We start from the raw sequence: 23951 nt of genomic DNA on the forward strand, positions 1-23951 counted from the left end.
CGCATGGCAAGGTTGATCCTGTAGACATCCACTACAGGGAGCGCGACCGATGTCCGAATCCACCACTTTCGATCTGCCGATTGCCGGCATGACCTGCGCCAGTTGCGCCGGGCGTGTCGAGCGGGCGCTGCGCAAGGTCAGCGGCGCCAGTGCCGTCAGCGTCAACCTCGCCACCGAAAAGGCCCGGGTACAGGCGCCCGGCGACAGCCTCCCGGCGCTGATGCAAGCCGTGGAGCGCGCCGGTTACAGCGTGCCCCGGCAAACCGTCGAATTGAGCATCGACGGCATGACCTGCGCGTCCTGCGTCGGTCGCGTCGAACGTGCCCTGAGCAAAGTCCCAAGCGTGAGCAGCGTCAGCGTCAATCTGGCCAACGAACGTGCGCACCTCGAATTGCTCGGCCAGGTCGATACGCAAACCCTGCTCGACGCGGTGAGCAAGGCCGGTTACTCGGCCAGCGTCTGGCAAGCTGAACGGCCACAGTCCGATGACCAGCAAAAACGCCTGCATCGCGAGCGCTGGGCATTGATCTGCGCGATCGCCCTCGCTCTGCCCCTGGTGTTACCGATGTTGCTGCAGCCGTTCGGCATTCACTGGATGCTCCCGGCCTGGGCGCAATTCGCCCTCGCCACCCCCGTGCAATTCATCTTCGGCGCACGCTTTTATGTGGCGGCGTGGAAAGCCGTGCGCGCCGGCGCCGGCAACATGGACCTGCTCGTCGCCCTCGGCACCAGCGCCGGTTATGGCCTGAGTGTCTATGAATGGGCCAGCGCGGCCGGACGCATGCCGCATCTGTATTTCGAAGCCTCGGCGGTGGTCATCGCTTTGGTATTGCTCGGCAAATATCTCGAAAGCCGCGCCAAACGTCAGACCGCCAGCGCCATTCGCGCCCTCGAAGCGTTGCGGCCGGAGCGCGCGATTCAAGTCATCGACGGGCGTGAGCAGGACGTTGCGATCAGCGCCCTGCGCCTCGACGATCTGGTGCTGGTCAAACCCGGCGAACGCTTCCCGGTGGATGGCGAAGTCGTCGAAGGCCAGAGCCACGCCGACGAAGCGCTGATCAGTGGCGAAAGCCTGCCAGTGCCGAAACAGCCGGGCGACAAGGTCACCGGCGGCGCGATCAACGGCGAGGGTCGTTTGCTGGTGCGCACCCAGGCGCTCGGCGCGGAAACCGTGCTGGCGCGGATCATTCGTCTGGTCGAAGACGCGCAAGCGGCGAAAGCGCCGATCCAGAAACTGGTGGACAAGGTCAGCCAGATTTTCGTGCCGACCGTGTTGCTGATCGCCCTGGCCACGCTGATCGGCTGGTGGCTGTACGGCGCACCGCTGGAAACGGCGGTGATCAATGCCGTCGCCGTGCTGGTGATCGCCTGCCCGTGCGCCCTCGGCCTCGCCACTCCGACGGCGATCATGGCCGGCACCGGCGTCGCCGCGCGCCACGGCATTCTGATCAAGGACGCCGAAGCGCTGGAGCGCGCCCATGAAGTCAGCAGCGTGGTGTTCGACAAGACCGGCACGCTGACCTCTGGCACGCCGCGAATCGCGCACTTCAGCGCGGTCGATGGTGACGAAAATAATCTGCTGACCTTGGCCGGTGCGTTGCAGCGTGGCAGCGAGCATCCTTTGGCCAAAGCGGTGCTGGATGCAGCCGCTGAACGCGGCTTGAACGTGCCCGATGTCAGCGACAGCCAGTCGCTGACCGGACGCGGCATCGCCGGCACGCTGGATGGCCGGCGCCTGGCGCTGGGCAATCGGCGGATGCTCGACGAAAGCGCCTTGAGTGCCGGTGAATTGAGCACATCCGCCGAAGCGTGGGAACGCGAAGGCCGCACATTGTCGTGGCTGATCGAACAAAGTCCTCAGCCGAAGGTGCTGGGTCTGTTCGCCTTCGGTGACACGCTGAAACCCGGCGCTCTGCAAGCTGTGCAACAACTCGCCGCGCGGGATATCCAGAGCCACCTGCTGACCGGCGACAATCGTGGCAGCGCACGGGTGGTGGCCGAGGCTCTGGGCATCCAAAATGTCCACGCCGAAGTGCTGCCTGCCGACAAAGCCGCGACGGTGGCCGAGCTGAAGAAAACCGGCGTGGTCGCCATGGTCGGCGATGGCATCAACGACGCCCCGGCCCTCGCCGCCGCAGACATCGGCATCGCCATGGGCGGCGGCACCGACGTCGCCATGCACGCGGCCGGTATCACCCTGATGCGCGGCGATCCGCGACTGGTGCCGGCGGCGCTGGAGATCAGTCGCAAGACCTACGCGAAGATTCGCCAGAACCTGTTCTGGGCCTTTGTCTACAACCTGATCGGCATTCCGCTGGCGGTGTTCGGCTTCCTCAATCCGGTGCTGGCCGGTGCGGCGATGGCGCTGTCGAGCGTCAGCGTGGTGAGCAATGCGCTACTGTTGAAAACCTGGAAACCCAAGGACCTGGAGGAACACCGATGAACATCGGCCAAGCAGCCCGACAGAGTGGCCTGAGTGCAAAAATGATTCGTTATTACGAGTCGATCGGCCTGCTCAAAGCGGCCAATCGCACCGACAGCGGCTACCGCGTGTACGGCAGCGATGACCTGCACACGCTGGCGTTTATCAAGCGCTCGCGGGATCTGGGCTTTTCCCTGGAAGAGGTCGGCAAGCTGCTGACCCTCTGGCAGGATCGCCAGCGCGCCAGCGCCGATGTGAAAGCACTGGCGCGCCAGCACATCGACGAGCTGAATCAGAAGATCCGCGAGCTCGGCGAGTTGCGCGACACCCTGCAGGATCTGGTCGAGCATTGCAGCGGCGACCATCGCCCGGACTGCCCGATCCTCAAGGAACTGGCGTCGGGCTGCTGCGCGCAACCCGCTCGCGCCTGATCCCCAGCAGCGTCACCACGCACAACGTACCCAGGGGAATGCCGTGGAACAGCATGACCACGGCCCCCGGCGTCCACCACGCATAGAACGGCGCAGCGACCAACATGCCGATGCCGAAACCGCTCATCTGCAGCAAGGTCAGCACGCTGAAAATCGGCAGGCGCAACGCCGCAGGTTCCCGTTGCAGCCGTGACATCAGGCTGACTTCGGAAACCCCGTCGCCAAGCCCCGCCGGCAAGGCGAACAGCAGCAGACCGTAGAGGCTGTGCTGCTGGAACATCAGAATGAAACCGCAGGACATCAGCGCTACGCCGCAGAAAAATCTTCTTTCGAGGTGGCTGTTCTCCGAGCCTTTCAGGTGACTGGCGATGCGTGCGCCGAGCAGCTTGCCGCTGGCCCATACCGCAAGCGCCAGGCCCAAGGTCGTACTCGCCGCCTCGGGCGTGAGCAGTTTCGAAATGATCGGGAAGCCGACGTTGTGCGCAGCGCTGCCCAAGGTGTCGGCCATGGTCACCGCGAGCATGGCCGCGACCACAGGCGCTGAACGCAGGCCCTGCCGCAGCGCAAACCATTCACCGCGTTCCGGTTGTTCGCTGACATCGGTTTTTTCGAAACGCAGCGGCATGATCAGCAGCGCCGCGAGCACATAGGTCAGCGCGTTGAGGGCGAAGACCGTTTCGAAACCGAAAGCAGCCACCAGCAACCCCGACACCAGACTGCCGCCGACCATCGCCGCAGAAGAAGCTGAAGTGATCCAGGCGTTGGCCTTGAGCAATTGCGCCGGCGCGATCAAACGCGGCAACTGGCTGTTGAGGCCGATGGCGAACATCGAATTGCCCAAGCCGAGGCCGAAGGCAATCAACGGCAACAGCCATGCCTGCTGACTCGCCGGTGTGATCAACAGCAGTCCCAGCAGTGCAGCACGCAACAGATCGAACGCAATCAGCGGCGCGCGGCCCTGCCAGCGCCGGTAGAAGCGCGTGCCGAGCAGACTGGCGAAGATTCCGCCACCGACACGGCTGGCAAGGAAGATGCCGACGCTCATGGCATTGTTGCTCAGCAGGTAGACGTAGGTGGCCAGCGCGACCATGTTGAGGAAGGCGCCGAAATCGGAGATCAGCCGGGCGGTTACGATCAGGTGGGTGTTGCGTGGGGTACTCACATACGGTCCTTGTAGGAGCTGCCGAAGGCTGCGATCTTTTGATCTTGTCCTTGAAGCAAAGGCAAAAGATCGCAGCCTTCGGCAGCTCCTACAAGGGCACGCTCGCGTTTGCGGAAAGTGCGCAGGCACAAAAAACCCGGCCGAAGCCGGGCTTTTTCATCACGCGATCACTGCATCCACGGCGGTGGAGGCGGTTCTTCGGGTTTGCCTTTCGGCGCGTCGTCCGCCGCGCGAATGGCTTGCTTGCGTTCCTCGTCGAGGCGCGCCGCTTCGATTTCGCGCAGCACCCCGCCGACATCCGCCAGGTCCTCTGGATCGTCGAACTCGCCGGTCAGCACACTGTTCGGGTGCAAGGTGCCGGCTTCGTACAACGCCCACATTTCCTTGGCGTACTTGGTCTTCTTCAATTCCGGCGCGAAACGGCCGAAGTACGAAGCCATGTTGCCAACGTCACGCTCGAGCATGCTGAACGCGTGGTTGTTGCCCGCAGCGTCGACTGCCTGGGGCAGGTCGATGATGACCGGGCCGGTCGGGGTCAGCAGCACGTTGAACTCGGAGAGGTCACCGTGCACCAGACCAGTACACAACATCAGCACGATCTGCGAAATCAGGAACGCGTGATATTCGCGCGCCTGATCCGGCTCCAGCACCACGTCATTCAGACGCGGCGCGGCGTCGCCGAATTCGTCGGCCACCAGCTCCATCAACAGCACGCCGTCGAGGAAGTCATAGGGTTTGGGCACCCGCACACCGGCGCCGGCCAGACGGAAAAGCGCCGCCACTTCAGCGTTCTGCCAGGCGTCTTCGGTCTCTTTGCGACCGAACTTGGACCCCTTCGCCATGGCCCGCGCCTGACGACTGTTACGAACCTTGCGGCCTTCCTGATACTCGGCCGCCTGGCGGAAACTGCGTTTATTCGCCTCCTTGTAGACCTTGGCGCAACGTAACTGATTGCCGCAGCGCACTACATAAACAGCTGCCTCTTTGCCACTCATCAGTGGGCGCAGCACTTCGTCGACCAGACCGTCCTCGATCAGGGGTTCAATGCGTTTTGGAGTCTTCATCAGCTTTTATTGTGGGTCCTTTATTACCAAACACGCGAATGTCACTCGTTATACGGCAATCCTCGCCCGACGGGGAGGGGTTGCCGACCTGTGAACCTTGAGGATGCACACACTGTGCCGGATCAATCGCAGCGACCCGGGCGAATCATAGCCGAGACCGTGGCATTGATTGGTATCGGTCGGCAAGGGCATTTGCGACAGAATCTGACATGCACATGCATCGGAAACCCCGTGGGAGCGAGCCTGCTCGCGAAAGCGGTCTGTCGGCAGAGAATGATGGCGACTGACACGACCCCTTCGCGAGCAGGCTCGCTCCCACATTGGAATACTGCTTAGCGTTCGATAATCGCGGTGACACCCTGCCCGCCCGCCGCACAGATCGAAATCAACCCTCGCCCCTTGCCCGCCGCATCCAGCAGCTTGGCCAGATTCGCGACAATGCGCCCGCCCGTCGCGGCGAACGGATGCCCCGCTGCCAGCGAACTGCCCTTCACATTGAGCCGACTGCGATCAATCGAACCCAGCGGTGCGTCGAGCCCCAGGCGGGTTTGGCAATATTCGGGATCCTCCCAGGCCTTGAGCGTGCACAAGACCTGCGCGGCGAAGGCTTCGTGAATTTCGTAGTAATCAAAATCCTGCAAGGTCAGGCCGTTGCGCGCCAGCAAGCGTGGCACGGCATACACCGGCGCCATCAGCAGGCCCTCGGCACCGTTGACGAAATCCACTGCCGCCGCTTCGCCGTCGCGCAGATAAGCGAGGATCGGCAAGCCGCGCGCTTTGGCCCATTCCTCACTTCCCAGCAACACCACCGAAGCGCCATCGGTGAGCGGCGTGGAATTGCCGGCCGTCAGCGTGCCCTTGGCGCTTTTCTCGAAGGCCGGTTTCAGCGTGGCGAGTTTTTCCAGGGTCAGGTCCGGGCGCAGATTGTTGTCGCGGGTCAGGCCGAGGAACGGCGTCATCAGATCGTTGTGCCAGCCTTCGCTGTAGGAAGCGGCGAGTTTGTGGTGGCTTTCGAGGGCCAGTTGATCCTGTTCTTCGCGGGGGATATTCCAGGTCTGCGCCATCAGCTCACAGTGCTCGCCCATGGACAGGCCAGTGCGTGGCTCGCCGTTGCGCGGGAATTCGGGAATAAGATGCTGGGGCCGCAACTGCAAAAGGGTTTTCAGTTTGTCGCCGGTGCTCTTGGCGCGGTTGGCCTGTAGAAGAATCCTGCGCAGGCCTTCGCTGACGCTGATCGGCGCATCGGAAGTGGTGTCGACGCCGCCAGCGATGCCGCAGTCGATCTGGCCAAGGGCGATCTTGTTGGCCACCAGCAACGCCGCTTCCAGACCAGTGCCGCAGGCTTGCTGAATGTCATAGGCCGGCGTCGCTGGAGACAGGCGCGAGCCGAGCACGCATTCGCGGGTCAGGTTCATATCCCGTGACAATTTAAGCACCGCGCCTGCCACCACCTCGCCGATGCGCTGGCCGTGCAGGTTGTAGCGTTCGATCAGGCCTTCCAGCGCGGCGGTGAGCATCGCCTGATTGCTGGCAGTGGCGTACGGCCCGTTGGAGCGGGCGAAAGGGATGCGGTTACCGCCGATGATCGCGACGCGGCGCAGCTGGGTCATGGATAACTCCTGTTCCAAATGGTCGAAATTTGCCCAATCCCTGTGGGAGCGAGCCTGCTCGCGAAGAGGCCGGCACATTCAGCCACTTCAACGTCTGATACGGCGCCTTCGCGAGCAGGCTCGCTCCCACATGAACCGCATTTATCTGCAAGACCTGCTAAACCTGAGTGTTCAAGCGTAGGCCTTATTGCGCCGATCGAACGATTGATTGCCGTGGACAGTCCACACTTTGAACCCCAACTTCTGGAGAGCGTTCCATGTCTGACCGCTATATCGACTTCGCCAACTCATCCTTCGGCCATCGTCTGGTCGGGGCCTTGGGCCTGCCGTCGCCGGTGCGGCTGGAACGCTGGCAGGCGGGGCGTCTGCGGCCGATCGAGGGCGCCCTGTTGCTCGGTGGCGGGCCGCTGGCCGAACGGATCAGCGGGTTTGCCAACCACTTGACCGATGCGATCTACAGCTACGGCACCGAGCCCTCGCTGGCCACCGCGTGGATCCCCGGCCACGGGCCGAAAATCAAAGCGGTGGTGTTCGACGCCAGCGCTCTGCAACACACCGACCAGCTCAAGCAACTGCGCGAATTCTTCCAGCCATTGATGAAAAATCTCGACCATAGCGCGCATCTGGTGATTCTCGGCCGCGCGCCGGAAACCCTGGGTGATCCGTTCGCCTCCAGTGCGCAGCGAGCACTCGAAGGCTTCTCGCGCTCGCTGGCCAAAGAGCTGCGCGGCGGTGGCACCTTGCAGCTGATCTACGTCGGCGAAGGTGCCGAAGATCAACTGGAAGGCCCGCTGCGATTCTTCCTCTCGCCGAAAAGTGCATTCGTTTCCGGCCAGGTGATTCGCCTGACCGCGTGCGCCACGCCAGTGACTGACTGGACCCGACCGCTGGCCGGGCGCAAGGCGTTGGTCACCGGTGCTGCACGCGGAATCGGCGCGTCGATTGCCGAAACCCTCGCCCGGGATGGCGCCGAGGTGATTCTGCTCGACGTACCGCCGGCCAAGACCGATCTCGAAGCCCTCGCCGCGCGCCTCGGCGGCCGTGCGATCACCCTCGATATCTGCGCCGATGACGCCGCCGCGCAATTGATCGAACAGTTGCCCGACGGCCTCGACATCCTCGTGCACAACGCTGGCATCACTCGTGACAAAACCCTGGCCAACATGACCCCGGAATTCTGGGACGCGGTGCTGGCCGTCAACCTCAATGCCCCGCAAGTGCTGACCAAGGCGCTGCTCGACAGCGGCACCCTGCGCGACAACGCACGGGTGGTCCTGCTCGCCTCGATCAGCGGCATCGCCGGCAATCGCGGGCAAACCAACTACGCGGCGAGCAAGGCTGGCCTGATCGGTCTGGCCCAGGCATGGGCGCCGACGCTGCTGGAACGCGGCATCAGCATTAACGCCGTCGCCCCCGGTTTCATCGAAACGCAAATGACTGCGCACATTCCGTTCGGCCTGCGCGAGGCCGGGCGGCGCATGAGTTCGCTGGGCCAGGGTGGCTTGCCGCAGGACGTCGCCGAAGCCGTGGCGTGGCTGGCGCAACCGGGCACGGGCGCGTTCACCGGCCAAGCGCTGCGGGTCTGCGGCCAAAGTGTTCTGGGGGCCTGAGCATGAGCATTGAATGGCACACGCTGGATCGCGAACCGAGTCTGCCCGCGCTGTACTCGCGCGCAGCGACGCGACGCAAAATCACCGGTACGCAACTGCCCGACAGCGGCCTGCGCTGCTGGGTCGATATCGACGGCAAACGACTGGCGGCCTATCGCAAAGTCTGCGGCTTCGTCGATGACGGCCTGCTGCCGCCGACCTATCCACACATCCTCGCCTTCGCCTTGCAGATGCAATTGCTCACGGCCAGGGACTTTCCGTTCCCGCTGCTGGGGCTGATTCACCTGAGCAACCGCATCCGCGTGTTGCGGCCAATGGGCGCGATCAGTCGCGCGCAAGTCAGCGTGCGTGTGCACAATCTGCAACCGCATGCCAAGGGCGCGACGTTCGATCTGTTGACCACCCTCGACGATCAGCTCGGGCCGCTGTGGGAAGCCGAAAGCCGGATGCTCTGTCGCGGGGTAAAACACGAGGGCGAAGCGCTGGCTCAGGAATGGCAGCCGTCACAGGACTTGCTCGAAGTGGCGCGCTGGACTGCGCCGGCCGATATCGGTCGCCAGTATGCGAAAGTCTCCGGCGACTACAACCCGATTCACCTGAGTGCGCCGAGCGCCAAACTGTTCGGGTTTCCCACCGCGATCGCGCACGGACTTTGGAACAAGGCGCGCACACTGGCGGCACTCTCTGATCACCTGCCCAAAGCCAACCTGGAAATCGCCGTGCACTTTCGCAAACCGGTGCGCCTGCCCAGTGAAGTGACATTGCTGGCCAGTGCCGCGGGTTCCAGCGGTGAGTTGCGCCTGATCGGTGCCGGCGACCTGGAACATATGGTCGGTCAGTGGCAACCGATCGCCTGATCTGGCGGGGCGGAAAAACCCGTTAATTGTGTATATATCACTTAAGTTTTTCCGCCCCCTGCCCGCCGCTCTGCAAAAAAACTAGCCTTGAATATCAAGGCTTTTTTTTGCCCGTTTATTACCTGGGTATTAGTCCTTCGGCATTGCGCCGGGCCCTCTATATAAAGGGGTTAATACCAACTTGAGAATGGTGAAAAACCTGCCGTCGACTGAGATTACAGCCACGGACGAGGCATCGCCGACGACAGATCGGCGAGCCATCGAAGGCAACGTAACGTTGTGACAGGTGCAGGAATCTCAATCATGAAAACTCAAGTGATGTGGTCCAAATCGGCAATCGCGCTGGCACTGATTCTTTCGGTCGGCCTCGTCGGCTGCAGCAGCGGCGGTGGCGGTCATCGCAGCAGTTCGGGCAGCTCGACGGCGGACGGCACGGCGGGCACCGATGGCAGCGGTGGCGCGGGCGGCGGAACCGGCGGCGATACTGCCGGCACTGGTGGCACCGGCGGCACTGGCGGCGGAACCGGTGGCACTGGCGGTACCGGCGGTGGCACCGATCCGACCAACCCAACCAATCCGACAGACCCGACCGATCCCACCAACCCGACCAATCCCGCTGCACCTTCGCTGGTGACCACAACACTTGTTCAAGATGTCGGCAAAACCGTCAGCGGTGTCGGCGATGGCGTCGGCCAGATCGGCGATTCACTGAGTACTGTTCCGGTCGCTGGCGGCATCGTGCAAAGCGTGGCCAACACCACCGGCAACGTGGTCAGCACCTTGGGCGATGGCGTCACTGATGGCATCGGCAAACTGGCCACTGACCCCAATGGCCTGACCACCACCGTCGCCTCGGTTGGCGGCGTGGTTTCCGATGTTGGCGACGGCGTGTCGGACCTCAGCGTCAAACTCAACACCGCGACCCGTAGCGTTCCCGTCGTGGGCGGCGTAGTCACCCGCGTGGCGCCGCTGGTTGATGGCATCGGTGAAAAAGTCACCATGCTTGGCGACACCCTCAACACCTCACTGAGCAGCGGCCCGACCAGCCAGTTGACCAACAAGGTCGGCAGCGGCCTGGTGCCGGTGATCGCCATGGTCGAAAGCACCACTGACAAACTCGGCGATGCCACCGGTCTGGGTGATCCGCTCAAAGGGGTGATCTCGAAAGTGGGCGGCACGGTGAACAGCCTTGGCGGCAAAGTCACCGACGCAGGCAGCGGCAATGCCCTGACCAACACCCTCGGCGGCGCCCTGAGCAACACCGGCACGGCGGTCGGCAAAGCGGGCGGCCTGGTGTCCAATGGCACTGGCTCGGGTACTGGCGGCATCGGTGGCATCGGTGGCGGGCTGGGCGGCACCGGTCTGTTGCAAACTGTCGGTGGTGCGGTGGTTAACGTCGGCAGCGGTCTGAATGCCGGCAGCACCAGCGGCGTGGTCAGTGCCGGCGGCGTCACCGCTGGCGGGCTGGGCAACACGATTGCGTCGATCAACACCGTACTCGGCGGCTCGGGCACACCGATCACTGCAACCACGTCGCCGCTGGCCAGTGTCGGCGCCGCAGTCGGTGCGGGCCTCAATCCGGTCACCAGCGCGGTCACCACTGTCACTCAACAGGTCGGCGCCGCTACCGGTCTCGGCACTCCGGTCGCTGGTCTTACAAATCAGGTGGGCGCCGCCGTCGGCAATCTCGGCGGAGCGATTGCCGCCACCAACAATCCGGTCACCACTGCTGTCGGCGGTCTGGTTACCAACGTCGGCGGCACCGTGGCAGCGGTCGGTGGCCTGGTCAACGGCGGCACTGCCACTGGCGGCACAACTGGCGGTCTGGGCGGGGTACTCGGCGGCCTGACCGGCGCGCTGGGCGGCAACAAACGCTGAATTGCACCTGGCCGATTCGACGGCCTTACCTACAGCGCCTACGCTTGGTTGAGGGCGGAAGATTCCCACGAGTCTTCCGCCTTTTTTCTAAGGAAAAACTTGCCCTGTGCTGTGTTCTGACCATGGAGTGTCCTATGCGCGTACTGGCATCCCTGCTGTGCCTGAGCCTCAGTTCCGCTGCCCTCGCCGACACCTTGCCCAGCTTTCTCAACAGTAACGAAACCATCCGCAACCTCCCCGTACCCAACCTGCCCGCCGACGCCTATCGGCCGAGCGCGGCGCCGCTGCAAGTGCCGGACCCGGGTGCGACCGCCGCACAGCCACTGCTGATGGAAACCAAGGTCGACCTCAAGACCGTGCAGATCGAAGGCGGCACGATCTACCCGCTCAACGAACTCGCGGAAATCTACAAGCCCCTGATCGGCCGCCAGGCCAGCCTTGCCGAACTGATCGAAGCCACGCGCAACATCACCCGCCGCTATCAGCAGGACGGCTATCTGTTGTCCTACGCGTTCCTGCCGCAACAGAACTTCGATGACGGCGTGGCGCGGGTGGTACTGGTCGAGGGCTACGTGCGCGATATCCAGATGCAGGGCGACATCGGCCGGGTCAAAAGTCTGCTCGACAAACTCGCCGCGAAAATCCAGGCCGAACGCCCGCTGACGCGCAAGACCTTCGAGCGCTACACCACGCTGATGAGCCGCATTCCCGGCGTCACCATTCAAGCGCAAGTGCCGCCACCGGGCACCACCGATGGCGCGACCACACTGGTCGCCCAGGCCAGTCGCAAACCGTTCACCAGCACCCTGAGCACCACCGAAGACAACCGCAACGGCCCGCAGGCGTTGCTCGGTATCAGCAGCAATTCGCAGACGTCGATGGGCGAACAGTTGAGCCTCAGCGGCCTGTTCCCACCGGGCGACGACAAAGAACATTACTACCGTCTCGACTACAGCCAGTTCCTCGATACCGAAGGCACGCAACTCAACGTCTCGGCCTCGCGTTACCGCGCCGACCCGGACACCGAAGTGCTGGTCGGCGGTGGCGGACGCCTGAGTACCCACCGCGAGAACGATCGCTACTCGATCGGATTCAGCACGCCCCTGATCGCCTCCGCCAACGAACTGCTGACCGCCGGCTCGCGCTTGTATGCGGTCGACGACAAGACGCGCTACGACGGCATCAACTTTCCCTTCAGCACCGAACTGCGCACCGACGTCCGCGCCCTGGCTTTCGAAGGCGACTGGCGCAAGGCCGACGCCCGCCAACTGCGCATCCTCAGTGCCGGCGTCTACCAGGGCTTCGACAGCCTCGGCGCGCACACCAACTACGACGACATCGACCTGGATTTCTTCCGCGTCAGACTGTCCGGCGTGCAGAGCGACAAGTTCCTCGACAACTGGCAAGGCGTGCTCTCGGCGGCGCTGTACTGGAGCGACGACACCTTGCCCGACAGCGAACGCGCCGTGTTCGGCGGGCAGAACTTCGGCCGTGGCTACCCCGACGACCAGGCCTCGGGCGACAAGGGTTGGGGCGTCGCTTACGAGGTCAACTACAGCTTCAACCGCGACGGCAACTGGGTGCGCATCCTGCAACCCTACGTCGTCGTCGACCGCTCGCGCAGCTGGTTCAACCAACTGCCGGTGCAGGCCAACAACCTGTCATCGACAGCCGTCGGGCTGAGGTTCGGCGATGCCAAGTACTACAACGTCGCCCTGGAAGTGGCGAAGGCCATGTCCGATGAAGCGCTGGACACGTTGAATCGCAAGCCTCGCTACAGCATCAGTTTCAGTTACCAGTTGTAAGGGCCGAGCGGTGTGTCAGTCAGGATTTTTTTGACTGACGCACCGCCTTCGCGAGCAGGCTCGCTCCCACAGATTCGGCGGTGTTCATGGTGTCTGAGCACAACCGCCGTCCCTGTGGCAGCGAGCCTGCTCGCGAAAGCGTTCGGCTATTCAACCGATTTATCGCAGCGCTTAAACCAGCCGTTTAAACACACGCCCCGTTACCTCGCAACAGCCCACAAATCCTTGCGCCGTTGCCTACGGCTACGCCAGAATCCGCCGGCTTGTGCGCCTGGGGCGCGGGTTCTATCGTCTGTCTGCCACTGCTCATCAGTGGTCGGGTTTAGTCGCCCGCTTGTCCACGACGCACAGGTTCCTGTCAGCCAGGTATTGCATACCTGCACTTGATGGTGGCTGTGCGCAGGGCGCCTTCGGGCGCGCCGATTTCGTGGCTCATCGGTCGACTAACCTGCGTGCAGCTGCCTCCCTTTCGTTTAGTCGCGAACGGGTTGCGGCCCTACTCCATCAGGAGACTGAGCCCGTGAAAAAGATAACGCCCGATCCACCCCTTGCCGATCCGACTTTCGCCGACCCGCTCGTCGAAGCGCAAAAACTCAAGGAAGCCGCCGACCGCGCCATCGATTACTACCTCAACCCCCGCCTCATCAAAGACCCTGCCGCACCGCGCAAACCCAGCACCCTGTTCATCGTCGACCCGGCTGCGGACAACGAAACCCTGTTGGTCCATGCCTGCGAATCACTGGCCTCGGCAAGCATCATGGCCAGCGACCTCGCCGGATTTATCGATGGACCACAGCGCAGCTCCCTGTTGGGAATACAGCAAGTGATCATGCTGGGCGAACTGGCGGTCAACCGCGTACTGGACAGGCTTGTGCCGGAGTGACAAGAGCAAGAGGTTGATTGCGCAGGTGGTGAGTCAGGCAGAGCGTTGCTGGCTGACTGGCCGCCTTCGCTGGCAAGCCAGCTCCCACAGGATTGATGTACATCAGGCAGGAATGGGTTGGCTGGCAGGGCGCCTTCGCGAGCAGGCTCGCTCCCACAGTTTGATCGGGTGCGTTCAGTGAGAAACAGGTTGGCTGGCTGACCGCCTTCGCTGGCAAGCCAGCTCCCACAGGATTGATGTACATCAGGAAGAAATGGGTCGGCTGGCAGGCCGCTTTCGCGAGCAGGCTCGCTCCCACAGTTTGATCGGGTGCGTTCAGTGAGAAACAGGTTGGCTGGCAGGCCGCCTTCGCGAGCAAGCTCGCTCCCACAGTTTGAATCGAGTACATCAGCGAGAAACAGGTCGGCTGGCAGGCCGCCTTCGCGAGCAGGCTCGCTCCCACAGTTTGAATCGAGTACATCAGGGAGAAACAGGTCGGCTGGCAGGCCGCCTTCGCTGGCAAGCCAGCTCCCACAGTTTGATCGGGTGCGTTCAGTGAGAAACAGGTCGGCTATCAGGCCGCCTTCGCGAGCAGGCTCGCTCCCACAAAAGCAAAAGCAAAGCAGCGCAGCTGCCCGCGGCGAAGCCGCACCACTCAACAATGAGCGCAAGCTCGAGTGCTCTTGATCTTGATCCACCGGCGACGTCGGAAGGCTGAGTGGAGGGATTGATCCGGGCGTGGGAGCGCAGCGACCGTTCGACGCAGTCGAACACAGCGGAAGGAGGTGCAGCGAAGCAAACCGTAGCCGCTGCGCCCGGATCAGTCCCGGAGCGAAGGAACCCGAGCCTGCGAGGGCCGAACGTAGGAGCAAGCCTTTTCGGTTACCTTTTTGGCGTTTGAAAAAGGTGACTCGCCGTAAGGGCGAAACCGCCAGCCGCCACACCCGCAGCAACGGATATTCACCCACCCCCCAAGAACACGGTCGGCCCAAAGGCCGCCGAGTTCACCCAGCCTGAACCCGAGGCTTGGGAAACAGATTATCCAGGGTCTCCAACAACCTCACGTGATAAATCGGCTTGCGAAACAGATCCAGCACCTGCAACCGCAACATATCGCTGACATCCTCCATATCCGCATGCCCCGACATCACAATCACCGGCAAATGCGCCCGCGACGTATGCTCACGCAACCGCCTGATCAACGACATGCCCGACTCCTCGGGCATACGCAGATCAGTAATCACCAAAGCAATATCCGGATGCCGGGTCAACAGATGCAACGCCAGCTTCACCGACGTCGCGGTATGACAGACAAACCCCTCCCCCTCCAGCAACTCCGCCAACTCCAGCAACGCGTCTTCTTCATCGTCAACCAGAAGCAACTGTTGGCGCGGCAGCGAGGGAGAATTCATGGGCAGCCCCGAAATACTGAAAGTAAATCTCAGTGTAGCGCGCCGTTGGCCAGACGCGACCGGCACTTCAATCAGGGCGTCTGCACCGGAGCCGTCTGCGCGGTGCCACCGAGCGACACCAGGATACTGTTGAAAATCGCCAGTACCTTCGCGCCAACCGGTGTCACAAACACCACAACCACCACGGCAACCATCGCCACGACAATCGCATATTCGATGGCAGAGGCACCGTCACTGCTAGCCAGAAATGCTCGAACCCGCGTCAGCAAATAATCAAGCAGCATGGACATTCTCCTCGCGCCGACATGGTCGGACGCTGGCAAACGGAGGTCCTGTCAATGCCTGGGCGCACCTGTCACTTACGCACAGACACCGAACAGGAAGAAGAGATAGCCATCAAGTGGTCGGACGCACTTGCGCTGTACCGCCCAGCGAGGTCAGTACCGAGTTGAATATCGCGAGTACCTTCGCGCCGATCGGCGTCACGAACACGACGACAACAACTGCCACCATCGCCACCACAATCGCATACTCAATCGCTGAAGCACCCTCTTCGCTGCGGGCAAACGCGCGAGCCCTGGCGAGCAGATAATCGAAAGTTACACCAAACATAGCTCCACTCCTTCGCGCCTCTGGCGCCGACATCACCACCGCGGCAAGGTTCCACCGGGCCACTTGAGCATTGTCAACAAACCCCCGCCCAACAACTGTAAGAACGCATTAATCACAAAGCATTAATGCCAATGTGTCTCGGCCACTTCCTGCCGTAAATTGGCCAGGACTCATACTTTTGGTGGGTTATTTGCCTGTCATTAATGGCGCTTTTGCTTGGATCAGCTAGCTTGGAAATAGCGAAATAGTTGCATGTTCATAGCTGCCGAATGAGTAAGCCCTTCACAAGCAAATGCCGTCGGTTGTGCAGCAGGAAAGGGAGAGCCGTCATGAACAGTCGCGTCACCATGGGCCTTGCCGCGCTGCTGTTGCTCGGCGCGGTTTTTGTCGGTTACTGGGGGCTGGTGCTCAGTCGTCAGCCGGCCCCGGTCGCCGAGGCGCCCGTCGCCCCAGCGGTCAGCATTGAACAGACTGTCGCGATTGCCGAAGACCAGACCCGCCAACCGGTGGTGGTGCTGCTCCACGATGTAGCGCCGTTCACGCCGTTGACCGCCGCCGATGTGACCGTGGAAAAACTGCGCAGCGCACCGGCCGGCAGCCTGACCAGCATTGAACAAGCAGTCGGCCGCACGCCTTGGCGCCACCTCAGCGCCGGCACCTGGCTCAATGACGAAAGCTTCCAGGCTGGCGGTGCGCTGGCGCGGATGATTCGCCGCGACGAGCGCGCACTGACCGTGGCCGTCGATGAAGTGATCGGTGCCGCCGGGCAGTTGCTGCCGGGCGATTACGTTGATGTGCTGCTGTATCTGCGCGAGGACGCGAGCAATCTGCAGCAGTCGGCGCAGATCGCCGTTCCGGCTTTGCGCGTGCTCGGGATCGGTGATCAGTACGGCCTGACCAACGACGGCCAACCGGTTTCCCCCAACCTCAGCGCCGAAGAAAAACTCAAACAGGACCAGCGCCGCATCGCCGCACGCACCGTGGTGCTGGCGGTGCCGGAACAACTGCTCAGCCGCCTGATGCTCGCCACTCAAGTCGGCACCTTGCGTCTCGCGGTGCGCAGCAGCGAAGAACAACGGCTGGCGAAATACTGGGCCGGCGAAGCGCAATCGCCCGCGCATCTGGATCGCGCCAACAGCCAGCTCTTCCAGTTCACTCAACTCGCCCTGGGCAGCGCGCAAAAAACACCTGCCACCGCCAGTGCCGGCGCGGCGCCCAGGCCTGCGGTGGAAATCATTCGCGGCAACCAGATCAGCCAACAAACCCCATGACTGCGCAAGGATTCACGTGCATGCAGAGTCGACTCAGACCGACATTGAAACCGGCGCTCCGGGCCTTGCTGTTGTTGGCATTGACGATGAATACCGCCCTCGCGGCGGTGGGCAATTGCTCGGCACTGCCGCGCCTGCCCTCGGTGATCGAAATCGGTGAAGGCTTCCAGCAGGACATGCAGTCACCGGTGGCAATCACTCGGCTGGCAGTGGGCGATCCGAAAATTGCCGACGTGCATGCCAATGGCGGTTCGTCCTTTTTGCTCACGGGCGTCGGCCCCGGCGCGACCAGCCTGATGGTCTGGACGGCCTGCTCGGCGCAGCCGCAACAAGCCATGGTCTTCGTCCAAGGCGCGGCGACCACGGCGCTGACCAGCAGCGTGCCGTCGGACGATCCGTCCCTGCCATCGCAGGTGCAGACCGACATCCGTTTCGTCGAAGTCAGCCGCACCAAACTCAAGGAAGCCACGGCGTCGCTGATCGGCACGCGCGGCAATTTCCTGTTCGGCTCGCCCGGCACGCTGCCACCGATTGACGGCGTACCGCAGCCGCGCCTGCCGGTGGATAACTCGCTGTTCAACTTCTCCTGGGTCGGCGGCAAGACCATGGCGATCATCAACGCCCTGGAAACCAGCGGCTTCGCCTACACCCTGGCGCGACCAAGTCTGGTGGCACTGAACGGGCAAAGTGCGAGCTTCCTGGCCGGCGGGGAAATCCCGATTCCGGTGCCCAGTTCCGGCAGCGACAGCGTGTCGATCGAGTACAAGGAGTTCGGCATCCGCCTGACCCTGACGCCGACCATCATCGGCCGCGACCGCATCGCCTTGAAAGTCGCCCCGGAGGTCAGCGAACTGGATTTTGCCAACGCGGTGAACATCGCCGGCACCACCGTTCCGGCGCTGACCATCCGCCGCACCGATACCAGCGTGTCACTGGGTGATGGCGAAAGTTTCGTCATCAGCGGTTTGATCAGCACCACCAACAGCTCGCAAGTGAACAAGTTTCCCGGCCTGGGCGATATTCCCATCCTCGGCGCGTTTTTCAAGGGTTCGCAGATCAAGCGCGAAGAGCGCGAACTGCTGATGATCGTCACCCCGCACCTGGTCCAGCCATTGGCGGCGGACGCGCGACTGCCGTCGTTGCCGGGAGAGAAATTGCGCAATTACGACCCGAATTTCTATCGCATGTTCTTCCTCGAGAACGGCAACTTCGACAAGCGCAGCGGGTTGTCGCAATGAACCAGAATCTCAGCCAGACCTTCCTCGCCATCACCCGCAACAGCACCGATCTGGAATGGCTGCAAAGCGCTCTCGCGCCACTCGGCCAGGTCATCAGCGCCGGTGCCGGCAGCCTCGACGAATTGCTCGCACTGGTCGATGTAACGTTCGCCAATCTGGTCTTCGTCGGCCTTGATCGCGAGCACGTCGTGGCGCAGAGCGCGCTGATCGAAGGTGCGCTGGAAGCCAAGCCGATGCTGGCGATCGTTGCTCTCGGCGACGGCATGGACAATCAGCTGGTGCTCAATGCGATGCGCGCCGGCGCACGGGATTTCGTGGCCTATGGCTCGCGTTCCAGCGAAGTCGCCGGACTGGTGCGGCGCCTGAGTAAGCGTCTGCCGGCCGTTACACCTAGCACCCAGCTCGGCGGCCTCACCGTTCTGTACGGTGTGCAAGGCGCGTCGGACGGCGCCTTGATCGCCAATCACATGGCCATGGTCGTGCAGAAAAGCGGCCAGCAAACCCTGCTGCTCGACCTCGGTCTGCCGCGTGGCGATAGTCTGGCGCTGTTGGGTCTGGAGAGTTCGTTTCACTTCGGCGATGCCCTGCGTCATTTGCGCCGCCTCGACGCCACGCTGATCGACAGCGCTTTCACCAGCGCCGAGCACGGCCTGCGAATTCTTGCTTACGCCAACAGCGACGAGCCGCTGGAATCCACCAGTGCCGCCGAGCTGTACATGCTCCTCAGCGCCCTGCGCCAGCACTTCCAGCACATTGTCGTGAACCTCACCGGGCAGGCCGACAGTGAAGCGTTGCGCACCTTCGTCAGCCATTGCGACAAACTGCTCTGGTACACCGACCAGAACGTACTCAACTGCCGACGCAACCTCGCCGTGCTCAACCAGTGGCGCGAGAAAGGCATGAAACTCGAGCACGGGCGCTTACTGATCGATCGCTACCTGAGCAACGTTGCGCCGGATGCCGATACCCTGGGCAAGACCTTCAATCTGGAAGTCATCGCCGTGCTGGCGTTCAGTCCCGATGTGCGCCTGAACGCGAAAAACCAGGGCGTGAGTCTGTTCGAACTGGCGCCGCGAGAGAAACTCACCCAGAGCCTGCGCGCCCTCGGCGAACGTTTGGCCAAGCGTTCCGAAGGCTTGAGCAAACCAAAAGTCACCTGGTTTGATCGTCTGCGAGGTCACTCATGAGCGCAGAAAAACTCTTTGGCGCGACGCCACGCGGAGCGATCGGTAACAGCGATCACGAAGGCCTGAAACTGGTCCTGCACCGCTACATCATCGACGCCATCGAGGAGTCAGGGAAAAACCTGCTGGAAGGTTCACGCCAGCAACTGGCGCAGTTCGTCACCGACAAGGTTGCCGAATACATCGCGCGTTTGCACCTGGCGATCTCGCGCTACGAGATGGAGCGCCTCGGCGAAGAAATCGTCGACGAACTCACCGGATTCGGCCCACTGGAAGTCCTGCTGCGCGACCCGTCGGTGACGGAAATTCTGGTCAACGGCCCGCACCGGGTGTTCATCGAGCGCGACGGCGTTTTGCATCAGAGCGATCTGCGTTTTATCGATGCGCATCACGTCGAGCGGGTCATGCAGCGCATCCTTGCGCCGCTCGGGCGCCGCCTCGATGAGTCCTCGCCGATGGTCGATGCGCGCCTGCCCGATGGCAGCCGGGTCAACGCGATCATCCCGCCGATTGCCCTCGACGGCCCATGCCTGTCGATCCGCAAGTTCCGCAAGGACATGCTCAAGAGCACCGACCTGATGGCGATGCAGACCATCGATCTGGCGATTTTCGAATTCCTGCAGAACGCCGTGGGCAGGCGCTGCAACATCCTGATCAGTGGCGGCACCGGCACCGGCAAGACCACGCTGTTGAACATCCTCAGCCAGTTGATCAACCCGCACGAGCGGCTGGTGACCATCGAAGACGTCGCCGAACTGCAACTCGGCCATCCGCATGTGGTGCGTCTGGAAACCCGTCCGCCGAATGCCGAGGGTCATGGCGAGGTCAAGGCCAGCGACCTGATTCGCAACGCCCTGCGCATGCGTCCCGACCGGATCATTCTTGGCGAGATCCGAGGCGTCGAAGTGGTCGACGTGCTCACCGCGATGAACACCGGCCACGACGGTTCGATGAGCACCGTGCATGCCAACAATGCCCAGGACGCGTTGCTGCGCCTGGAGACGCTGGTCGGCCTGACCGGGCGCTCGATCGCCGAACGCACCTTGCGCCAGATGATCTGCGCCGCCCTCGACGTGATCATTCAACTGACGCGCATGCCCGATGGCCGGCGCTGCGTCAGCGAAGTGGTGGAAGTGGTCGGCATCCGCGAGGACGTCTACGTCACCAACACCCTGTTCCGCCTCGACCGCCGCACGGGGTTCGGCTTTGTCCGCGAAGCGGTCAACCCGGCCGGCGACAAGCTGCGCCAAGACGCTCACCTGGGCTGACGGCGAGGAGCACGCAGATGCTGGGACCGATCATTCTTATCGCCATTTGCCTGATGCTGCTCGGGCTGTCGATCTATCTGTTCCTGCAAGGCCTGCGCAAGACCGCGACGGAAAAAGTCCTCAATCGACTCGCCGCCGGGCAACCGCAACTGGCCGTCGATCAGACCAGGTGGGTGGGGCTGGAACGGATGTTTCTGCGTGCAGGACTGGGTCGGCCGAGCGAGCGTTTCGGCCTGTGGCTGAGCCTGTGGGCGGCGGCCATGGGCCTGGGATTTCTGCTCGGGAGCTGGGTTGGTTTGCTGATCATGTTGCTCGTCCCGCCCGTGGCGTTGCGGCTGTACATCGCCATTCGCTACCGACGGCGGATCCGCCGCATGATCGAACAACTGCCGCAACTGCTCGACCACACCGTGCGCAGCCTCAAGTCCGGGCGCACGCTGAGCGATGCGGTGCTGGGCGGCATCGAGGCCAGTGAAGATCCCTTGAAAGCGGCCATGGGCCGGGTACAGCGCAACGTGCAACTGGGGGTGAACTTGCCTGACGCCGTCAGCGACTTTGCCGAACTCTACGAGCAGGACGAATTGCGCATGTTCGCCCTCGGCCTGAAGGTCAATCACCGCTACGGCGGCAATGCCAGTGAGCTGCTGGAGAATCTGATCAAACTGATCCGCGAGCGCGATCAGGGCGCTCGACAGCTGCGCGCGTTGACGGGGGAAACGCGCATGACCGCTTGGGTTTTGGGTTTGCTGCCGCTGATTCTGGTGAGCTACTTCATGCTGACCAACCCCGGCTACATGCTCGGCATGTGGCACGACGAAAGCGGCCAGACCATGCTGCTCAGCGCCGCCGCGTTGCAGGTGCTGGGCAGTCTGGCGCTGTGGCGCATGTTGCGGAGCGTTTGAAATGGTCTGGCTCGCCGCGCTGTTATTGTTCCTCGGTTCGCTGTTATTGCTGGGCAATCACCTGCTCACCGAGCGCCGCCGCGTGCGTCAGGTGCATCAGCGCTTGCATGGCCAATTGGTCCGGGAAAACCGTTTCGGCCATTGGCTGCGCGCGCTGGGCAACAGCCGTTTCGGCCGGGGCTCGGTGAGCATCGACAGCGAAACCCAGACCCTGCTCGGCCGCCTCGGCTGGCGCCGCGCCAACGAACGCGCGCTCTTCGCCGCCTGCCAGATCGGCACGCCGCTGCTCGCTCTGGGGCTGGCGATCTTTTTGCAGGAAGTGTTTTTCCCGCAGACCAGCCACCGCTGGATGGCGCCGATGTTCGCCGCAGGCGGCGGCTATCTACTGCCCAAACGCCTGCTCGCCTACGCCGCCGCCCGCCGACAGAAAACCATCGCCGTGGAAATTTCCACGTTCATTCCGCTGCTGCGCATCCTCTTTGAATCCGGCATGGCCGTGGAACAAGCGCTGCGCGTGCTCAGCGTCGAAGCGCAAAAACTGCTGCCGGAGCTGACCAGCGAACTGCGCCTGATCCTCAGCCGCGTCGACTCGGGTCTGGAGCTGGGTCAGGAGCTGAACAAGACCGCGGTGATGCTCGCGGTGGACGAATTCACCGACACCTGCGTGATCCTCCAGCAACTGATCCACCAGGGCGGCGGTGCGATGAAATCACTGCTGGCGCTCAAGCAATTACTGGACGACCGACGCCTGACCCGGCTGCAGGAATACATCTCGAAAATGTCGGCGAAGATGTCGGTGGTGATGATGCTGTTTCTGTTTCCCGCCCTGCTGATCGTACTGGCCGGCCCGGGCTTCACCGCCATTGCCCGCGCGTTCGCAAACTGACCTTGGCTCATGGAGAGCGTTTGATGAAAGTACTGATAGTCATGGCAAGTCTGTTGCTGCTCAGCGGCTGCGCCACGGATGGCCAGGCGCCGTGGACCTCGCTGCTGTCGCCGTCCAGCTGCAGCAAACTCACGTCGGAGCAGGAACTGTCGCTGAACCTCGCCGATGATCTGGCCAGCGACGGCAAGCTCCACGCCAGCCTGGCCAACCTGCAAAGCCTGCCGGACAACCTCAGCGAAGTGCGCCTGCGCAAAGCCAAGGTCTATCGCCTGCTCGGTCGCAGCGAAGCCGAGCCGCTCTACCGCAGCCTGCTCGGCGGCTGCCTCACCGCCCAGGCCGAACATGGCCTGGGCCAGGTCTACGCCGCCCGTGGCGACAACGGCCAGGCCCAGGCCCACCTGCAACGCGCCGCGCGCCTGGCACCCACCGACGAGAAAATTCGCAACGACCTCGGCGTGGTCTACCTCAACCAACTGCGCCTCAACGAAGCGAAATTCGAATTCCTCACCGCCATCGAGCTGAGCCAGAACAATCAACTGGCGACGCTGAACATGGTCACCCTGCTGCTCTACCAGAACGACTGGCCGCAAGCTGCGGAAATCGTCAGCCGCTCGAAACTGACCCCGGAACAATTCACCGAAGCGCAGCAACGCGCAGAAAAACTCAAAGCCCCGGCCCACGCCAAAGCCGCACCCGGCGACCGCGTCGCCGCCTTCATCGACCCGCTACCGCCGACGCTCGAATAGGAGACAGCCATGACCATCCGCAAAGGCCTGTGCTACCTGACCCTGCTCGCCCTGCCCCTCACCGCCCACGCCATCGACACCGGCCCGGCCTCGGCGCAACAACAGGAAACCGAAGGCTGGCTGGTCCTGCAAAGCCGCAACAAAGCCGCCTCGCCGAAACCTCAGAGTGCAACAGCCACCGAACGCGAACTGGCGATGCAGCGCTGGCTGAAGAAATACCAGTACGAGATCCCGGATTTTTACGATCCGGATGCGGGCGGGAAGATCGAGAGCAAGAATTAGTCTGGTGGAGCCCTTGAAGGCCCCTTCGCGAGCAGGCTCGCTCCCACAGTCGACCGCGTGCTTTCGGTGGGAGCGAGCCTGCTCGCGAAGAACGATAACGCCGTCGCAGGTCAGGTCTGCGGATCAACCCGATCCAGCGCTCGATTCACGGCTAGCTCGGCCAGCATGACAATCTGCTGAATCGCCAACGCCGTGCTGCGCTGAAACCCGCTCAACTCGCCAGCGAAATTACTCGCCATCGCACTCGCTGACGCCAGCGACTCACAGGCATGCGCCAACAAGCTTTCGGTATCGACATTGGGCACCACCATGAACAGCGCGCTGGGCGGGTGCGGTTTTGCGGGTTCGGGGCAGAGATAGAAATCGAGCGCGCGTTTTATCGCTTCGCGGTTTTTCACAAGATCGTCGGCGCGCATGGCGTCTTCGAGCGGGGTGGCGGGGGATGAGGG

Annotated in this window: 23 protein-coding genes; 15 read left to right on the top strand and 8 right to left on the bottom strand. The window is 62.7% G+C overall.

What is annotated here, in order from left to right:
* Positions 1 to 49 precede the first annotated feature (49 nt).
* Both cueA and cueR read left to right on the top strand, forming a co-directional pair.
* Positions 50 to 2443 carry a heavy metal translocating P-type ATPase gene (cueA, locus tag J5M66_RS24615; protein ID WP_207809437.1) on the top strand — a complete coding sequence of 798 codons (2394 nt, stop codon included), beginning with the start codon at positions 50 to 52 and terminating at the stop codon, positions 2441 to 2443.
* Positions 2440 to 2853 carry a Cu(I)-responsive transcriptional regulator gene (gene cueR, locus J5M66_RS24620; protein ID WP_016771827.1) on the top strand — a complete coding sequence of 138 codons (414 nt, stop codon included), beginning with the start codon at positions 2440 to 2442 and terminating at the stop codon, positions 2851 to 2853. The genes cueA and cueR overlap by 4 nt, the downstream gene beginning before the upstream one ends.
* Here cueR and J5M66_RS24625 read toward each other — a convergent pair.
* The 3 genes from J5M66_RS24625 to J5M66_RS24635 all read right to left on the bottom strand — a co-directional run bounded on the left by J5M66_RS24625 (position 2807) and on the right by J5M66_RS24635 (position 6689).
* Complete coding sequence (locus tag J5M66_RS24625; RefSeq protein ID WP_207809439.1) at positions 2807 to 4015, bottom strand: MFS transporter; 1209 nt, start codon at positions 4013 to 4015, stop codon at positions 2807 to 2809. The genes cueR and J5M66_RS24625 overlap by 47 nt on opposite strands.
* Positions 4016 to 4182: 167 nt before the next feature.
* The gene (locus tag J5M66_RS24630; protein WP_016771829.1) at positions 4183 to 5079 is read right to left on the bottom strand and encodes a PA4780 family RIO1-like protein kinase; all 897 of its coding nucleotides are present in this window, start codon (positions 5077 to 5079) and stop codon (positions 4183 to 4185) included.
* Between the two features lie 332 nt (positions 5080 to 5411).
* The gene (locus J5M66_RS24635; RefSeq protein WP_207809441.1) at positions 5412 to 6689 is read right to left on the bottom strand and encodes an acetyl-CoA C-acetyltransferase; all 1278 of its coding nucleotides are present in this window, start codon (positions 6687 to 6689) and stop codon (positions 5412 to 5414) included.
* A 257-nt stretch (positions 6690 to 6946) separates the two neighbouring features.
* Here J5M66_RS24635 and J5M66_RS24640 point away from each other — a divergent pair, with 257 nt between their 5' ends.
* The 5 genes from J5M66_RS24640 to J5M66_RS24660 all read left to right on the top strand — a co-directional run bounded on the left by J5M66_RS24640 (position 6947) and on the right by J5M66_RS24660 (position 13722).
* Positions 6947 to 8299 carry a 3-oxoacyl-ACP reductase gene (locus tag J5M66_RS24640; protein ID WP_207809444.1) on the top strand — a complete coding sequence of 451 codons (1353 nt, stop codon included), beginning with the start codon at positions 6947 to 6949 and terminating at the stop codon, positions 8297 to 8299.
* Between the two features lie 2 nt (positions 8300 to 8301).
* A complete protein-coding gene (locus J5M66_RS24645) occupies positions 8302 to 9156 on the top strand; it encodes a MaoC/PaaZ C-terminal domain-containing protein (RefSeq protein WP_123443881.1) in 855 nt (284 codons plus the stop codon).
* A 303-nt stretch (positions 9157 to 9459) separates the two neighbouring features.
* Positions 9460 to 11034, top strand: coding sequence for a collagen-like triple helix repeat-containing protein (locus J5M66_RS24650; RefSeq protein ID WP_122751749.1), 1575 nt, complete (start codon positions 9460 to 9462; stop codon positions 11032 to 11034).
* A 134-nt stretch (positions 11035 to 11168) separates the two neighbouring features.
* Entirely contained in the window at positions 11169 to 12839 is a 1671-nt protein-coding gene (locus J5M66_RS24655) for a POTRA domain-containing protein (RefSeq protein ID WP_125926214.1), read from the top strand.
* A 520-nt stretch (positions 12840 to 13359) separates the two neighbouring features.
* Entirely contained in the window at positions 13360 to 13722 is a 363-nt protein-coding gene (locus J5M66_RS24660; protein WP_041479635.1) for a DUF6124 family protein, read from the top strand.
* Here J5M66_RS24660 and J5M66_RS24665 read toward each other — a convergent pair.
* From J5M66_RS24665 to J5M66_RS24680, 4 genes are all read right to left on the bottom strand, one after another.
* Positions 13688 to 14182, bottom strand: a complete 495-nt coding sequence (locus J5M66_RS24665) for a hypothetical protein (RefSeq protein ID WP_207809446.1) — start codon at positions 14180 to 14182, stop codon at positions 13688 to 13690. The two genes, J5M66_RS24660 and J5M66_RS24665, sit on opposite strands and share 35 nt — an antisense overlap.
* A gap of 523 nt (positions 14183 to 14705) precedes the next feature.
* Positions 14706 to 15113 (bottom strand): response regulator, encoded by a 408-nt coding sequence (locus tag J5M66_RS24670; RefSeq protein WP_207809448.1) that lies wholly within the window; start codon positions 15111 to 15113, stop codon positions 14706 to 14708.
* Between the two features lie 71 nt (positions 15114 to 15184).
* A complete protein-coding gene (locus J5M66_RS24675; protein WP_110603764.1) occupies positions 15185 to 15397 on the bottom strand; it encodes a Flp family type IVb pilin in 213 nt (70 codons plus the stop codon).
* A 112-nt stretch (positions 15398 to 15509) separates the two neighbouring features.
* Positions 15510 to 15725, bottom strand: a complete 216-nt coding sequence (locus J5M66_RS24680) for a Flp family type IVb pilin (RefSeq protein ID WP_130911677.1) — start codon at positions 15723 to 15725, stop codon at positions 15510 to 15512.
* 329 nt (positions 15726 to 16054) lie between these two features.
* Between J5M66_RS24680 and cpaB the strand changes: the two genes are divergently transcribed.
* From cpaB to J5M66_RS24720, 8 genes are read left to right on the top strand one after another with little or no spacing between them, the layout of a single operon-like run.
* Positions 16055 to 16996, top strand: a complete 942-nt coding sequence (gene cpaB / locus J5M66_RS24685; protein ID WP_207809450.1) for a Flp pilus assembly protein CpaB — start codon at positions 16055 to 16057, stop codon at positions 16994 to 16996.
* Between the two features lie 20 nt (positions 16997 to 17016).
* Positions 17017 to 18234 carry a type II and III secretion system protein family protein gene (locus J5M66_RS24690; RefSeq protein ID WP_123443886.1) on the top strand — a complete coding sequence of 406 codons (1218 nt, stop codon included), beginning with the start codon at positions 17017 to 17019 and terminating at the stop codon, positions 18232 to 18234.
* Positions 18231 to 19421, top strand: coding sequence for a pilus assembly protein (locus tag J5M66_RS24695; protein WP_123443887.1), 1191 nt, complete (start codon positions 18231 to 18233; stop codon positions 19419 to 19421). The genes J5M66_RS24690 and J5M66_RS24695 overlap by 4 nt, the downstream gene beginning before the upstream one ends.
* A complete protein-coding gene (locus tag J5M66_RS24700) occupies positions 19418 to 20686 on the top strand; it encodes a CpaF family protein (RefSeq protein ID WP_039763729.1) in 1269 nt (422 codons plus the stop codon). Before J5M66_RS24695 ends, J5M66_RS24700 begins: the two co-directional genes overlap by 4 nt.
* A gap of 17 nt (positions 20687 to 20703) precedes the next feature.
* Positions 20704 to 21588 carry a type II secretion system F family protein gene (locus J5M66_RS24705; protein WP_207809452.1) on the top strand — a complete coding sequence of 295 codons (885 nt, stop codon included), beginning with the start codon at positions 20704 to 20706 and terminating at the stop codon, positions 21586 to 21588.
* A gap of 1 nt (position 21589) precedes the next feature.
* Entirely contained in the window at positions 21590 to 22474 is an 885-nt protein-coding gene (locus tag J5M66_RS24710) for a type II secretion system F family protein (protein WP_024011441.1), read from the top strand.
* A gap of 23 nt (positions 22475 to 22497) precedes the next feature.
* The gene (locus J5M66_RS24715) at positions 22498 to 23220 is read left to right on the top strand and encodes a tetratricopeptide repeat protein (protein WP_016771841.1); all 723 of its coding nucleotides are present in this window, start codon (positions 22498 to 22500) and stop codon (positions 23218 to 23220) included.
* Positions 23221 to 23229: 9 nt separating this feature from the next.
* A complete protein-coding gene (locus tag J5M66_RS24720) occupies positions 23230 to 23502 on the top strand; it encodes a DUF3613 domain-containing protein (protein WP_016771842.1) in 273 nt (90 codons plus the stop codon).
* 110 nt (positions 23503 to 23612) lie between these two features.
* Here the strand turns inward: J5M66_RS24720 and J5M66_RS24725 are convergent.
* A partial coding sequence (locus J5M66_RS24725) for a DUF6124 family protein (protein ID WP_207817507.1) occupies positions 23613 to 23951 on the bottom strand: 339 nt, incomplete at its 5' end.

The sequence above is a fragment of the Pseudomonas sp. 67(2021) genome (assembly GCF_017491835.1).
GTDB classification, from domain to species: domain Bacteria; phylum Pseudomonadota; class Gammaproteobacteria; order Pseudomonadales; family Pseudomonadaceae; genus Aquipseudomonas; species Aquipseudomonas atacamensis.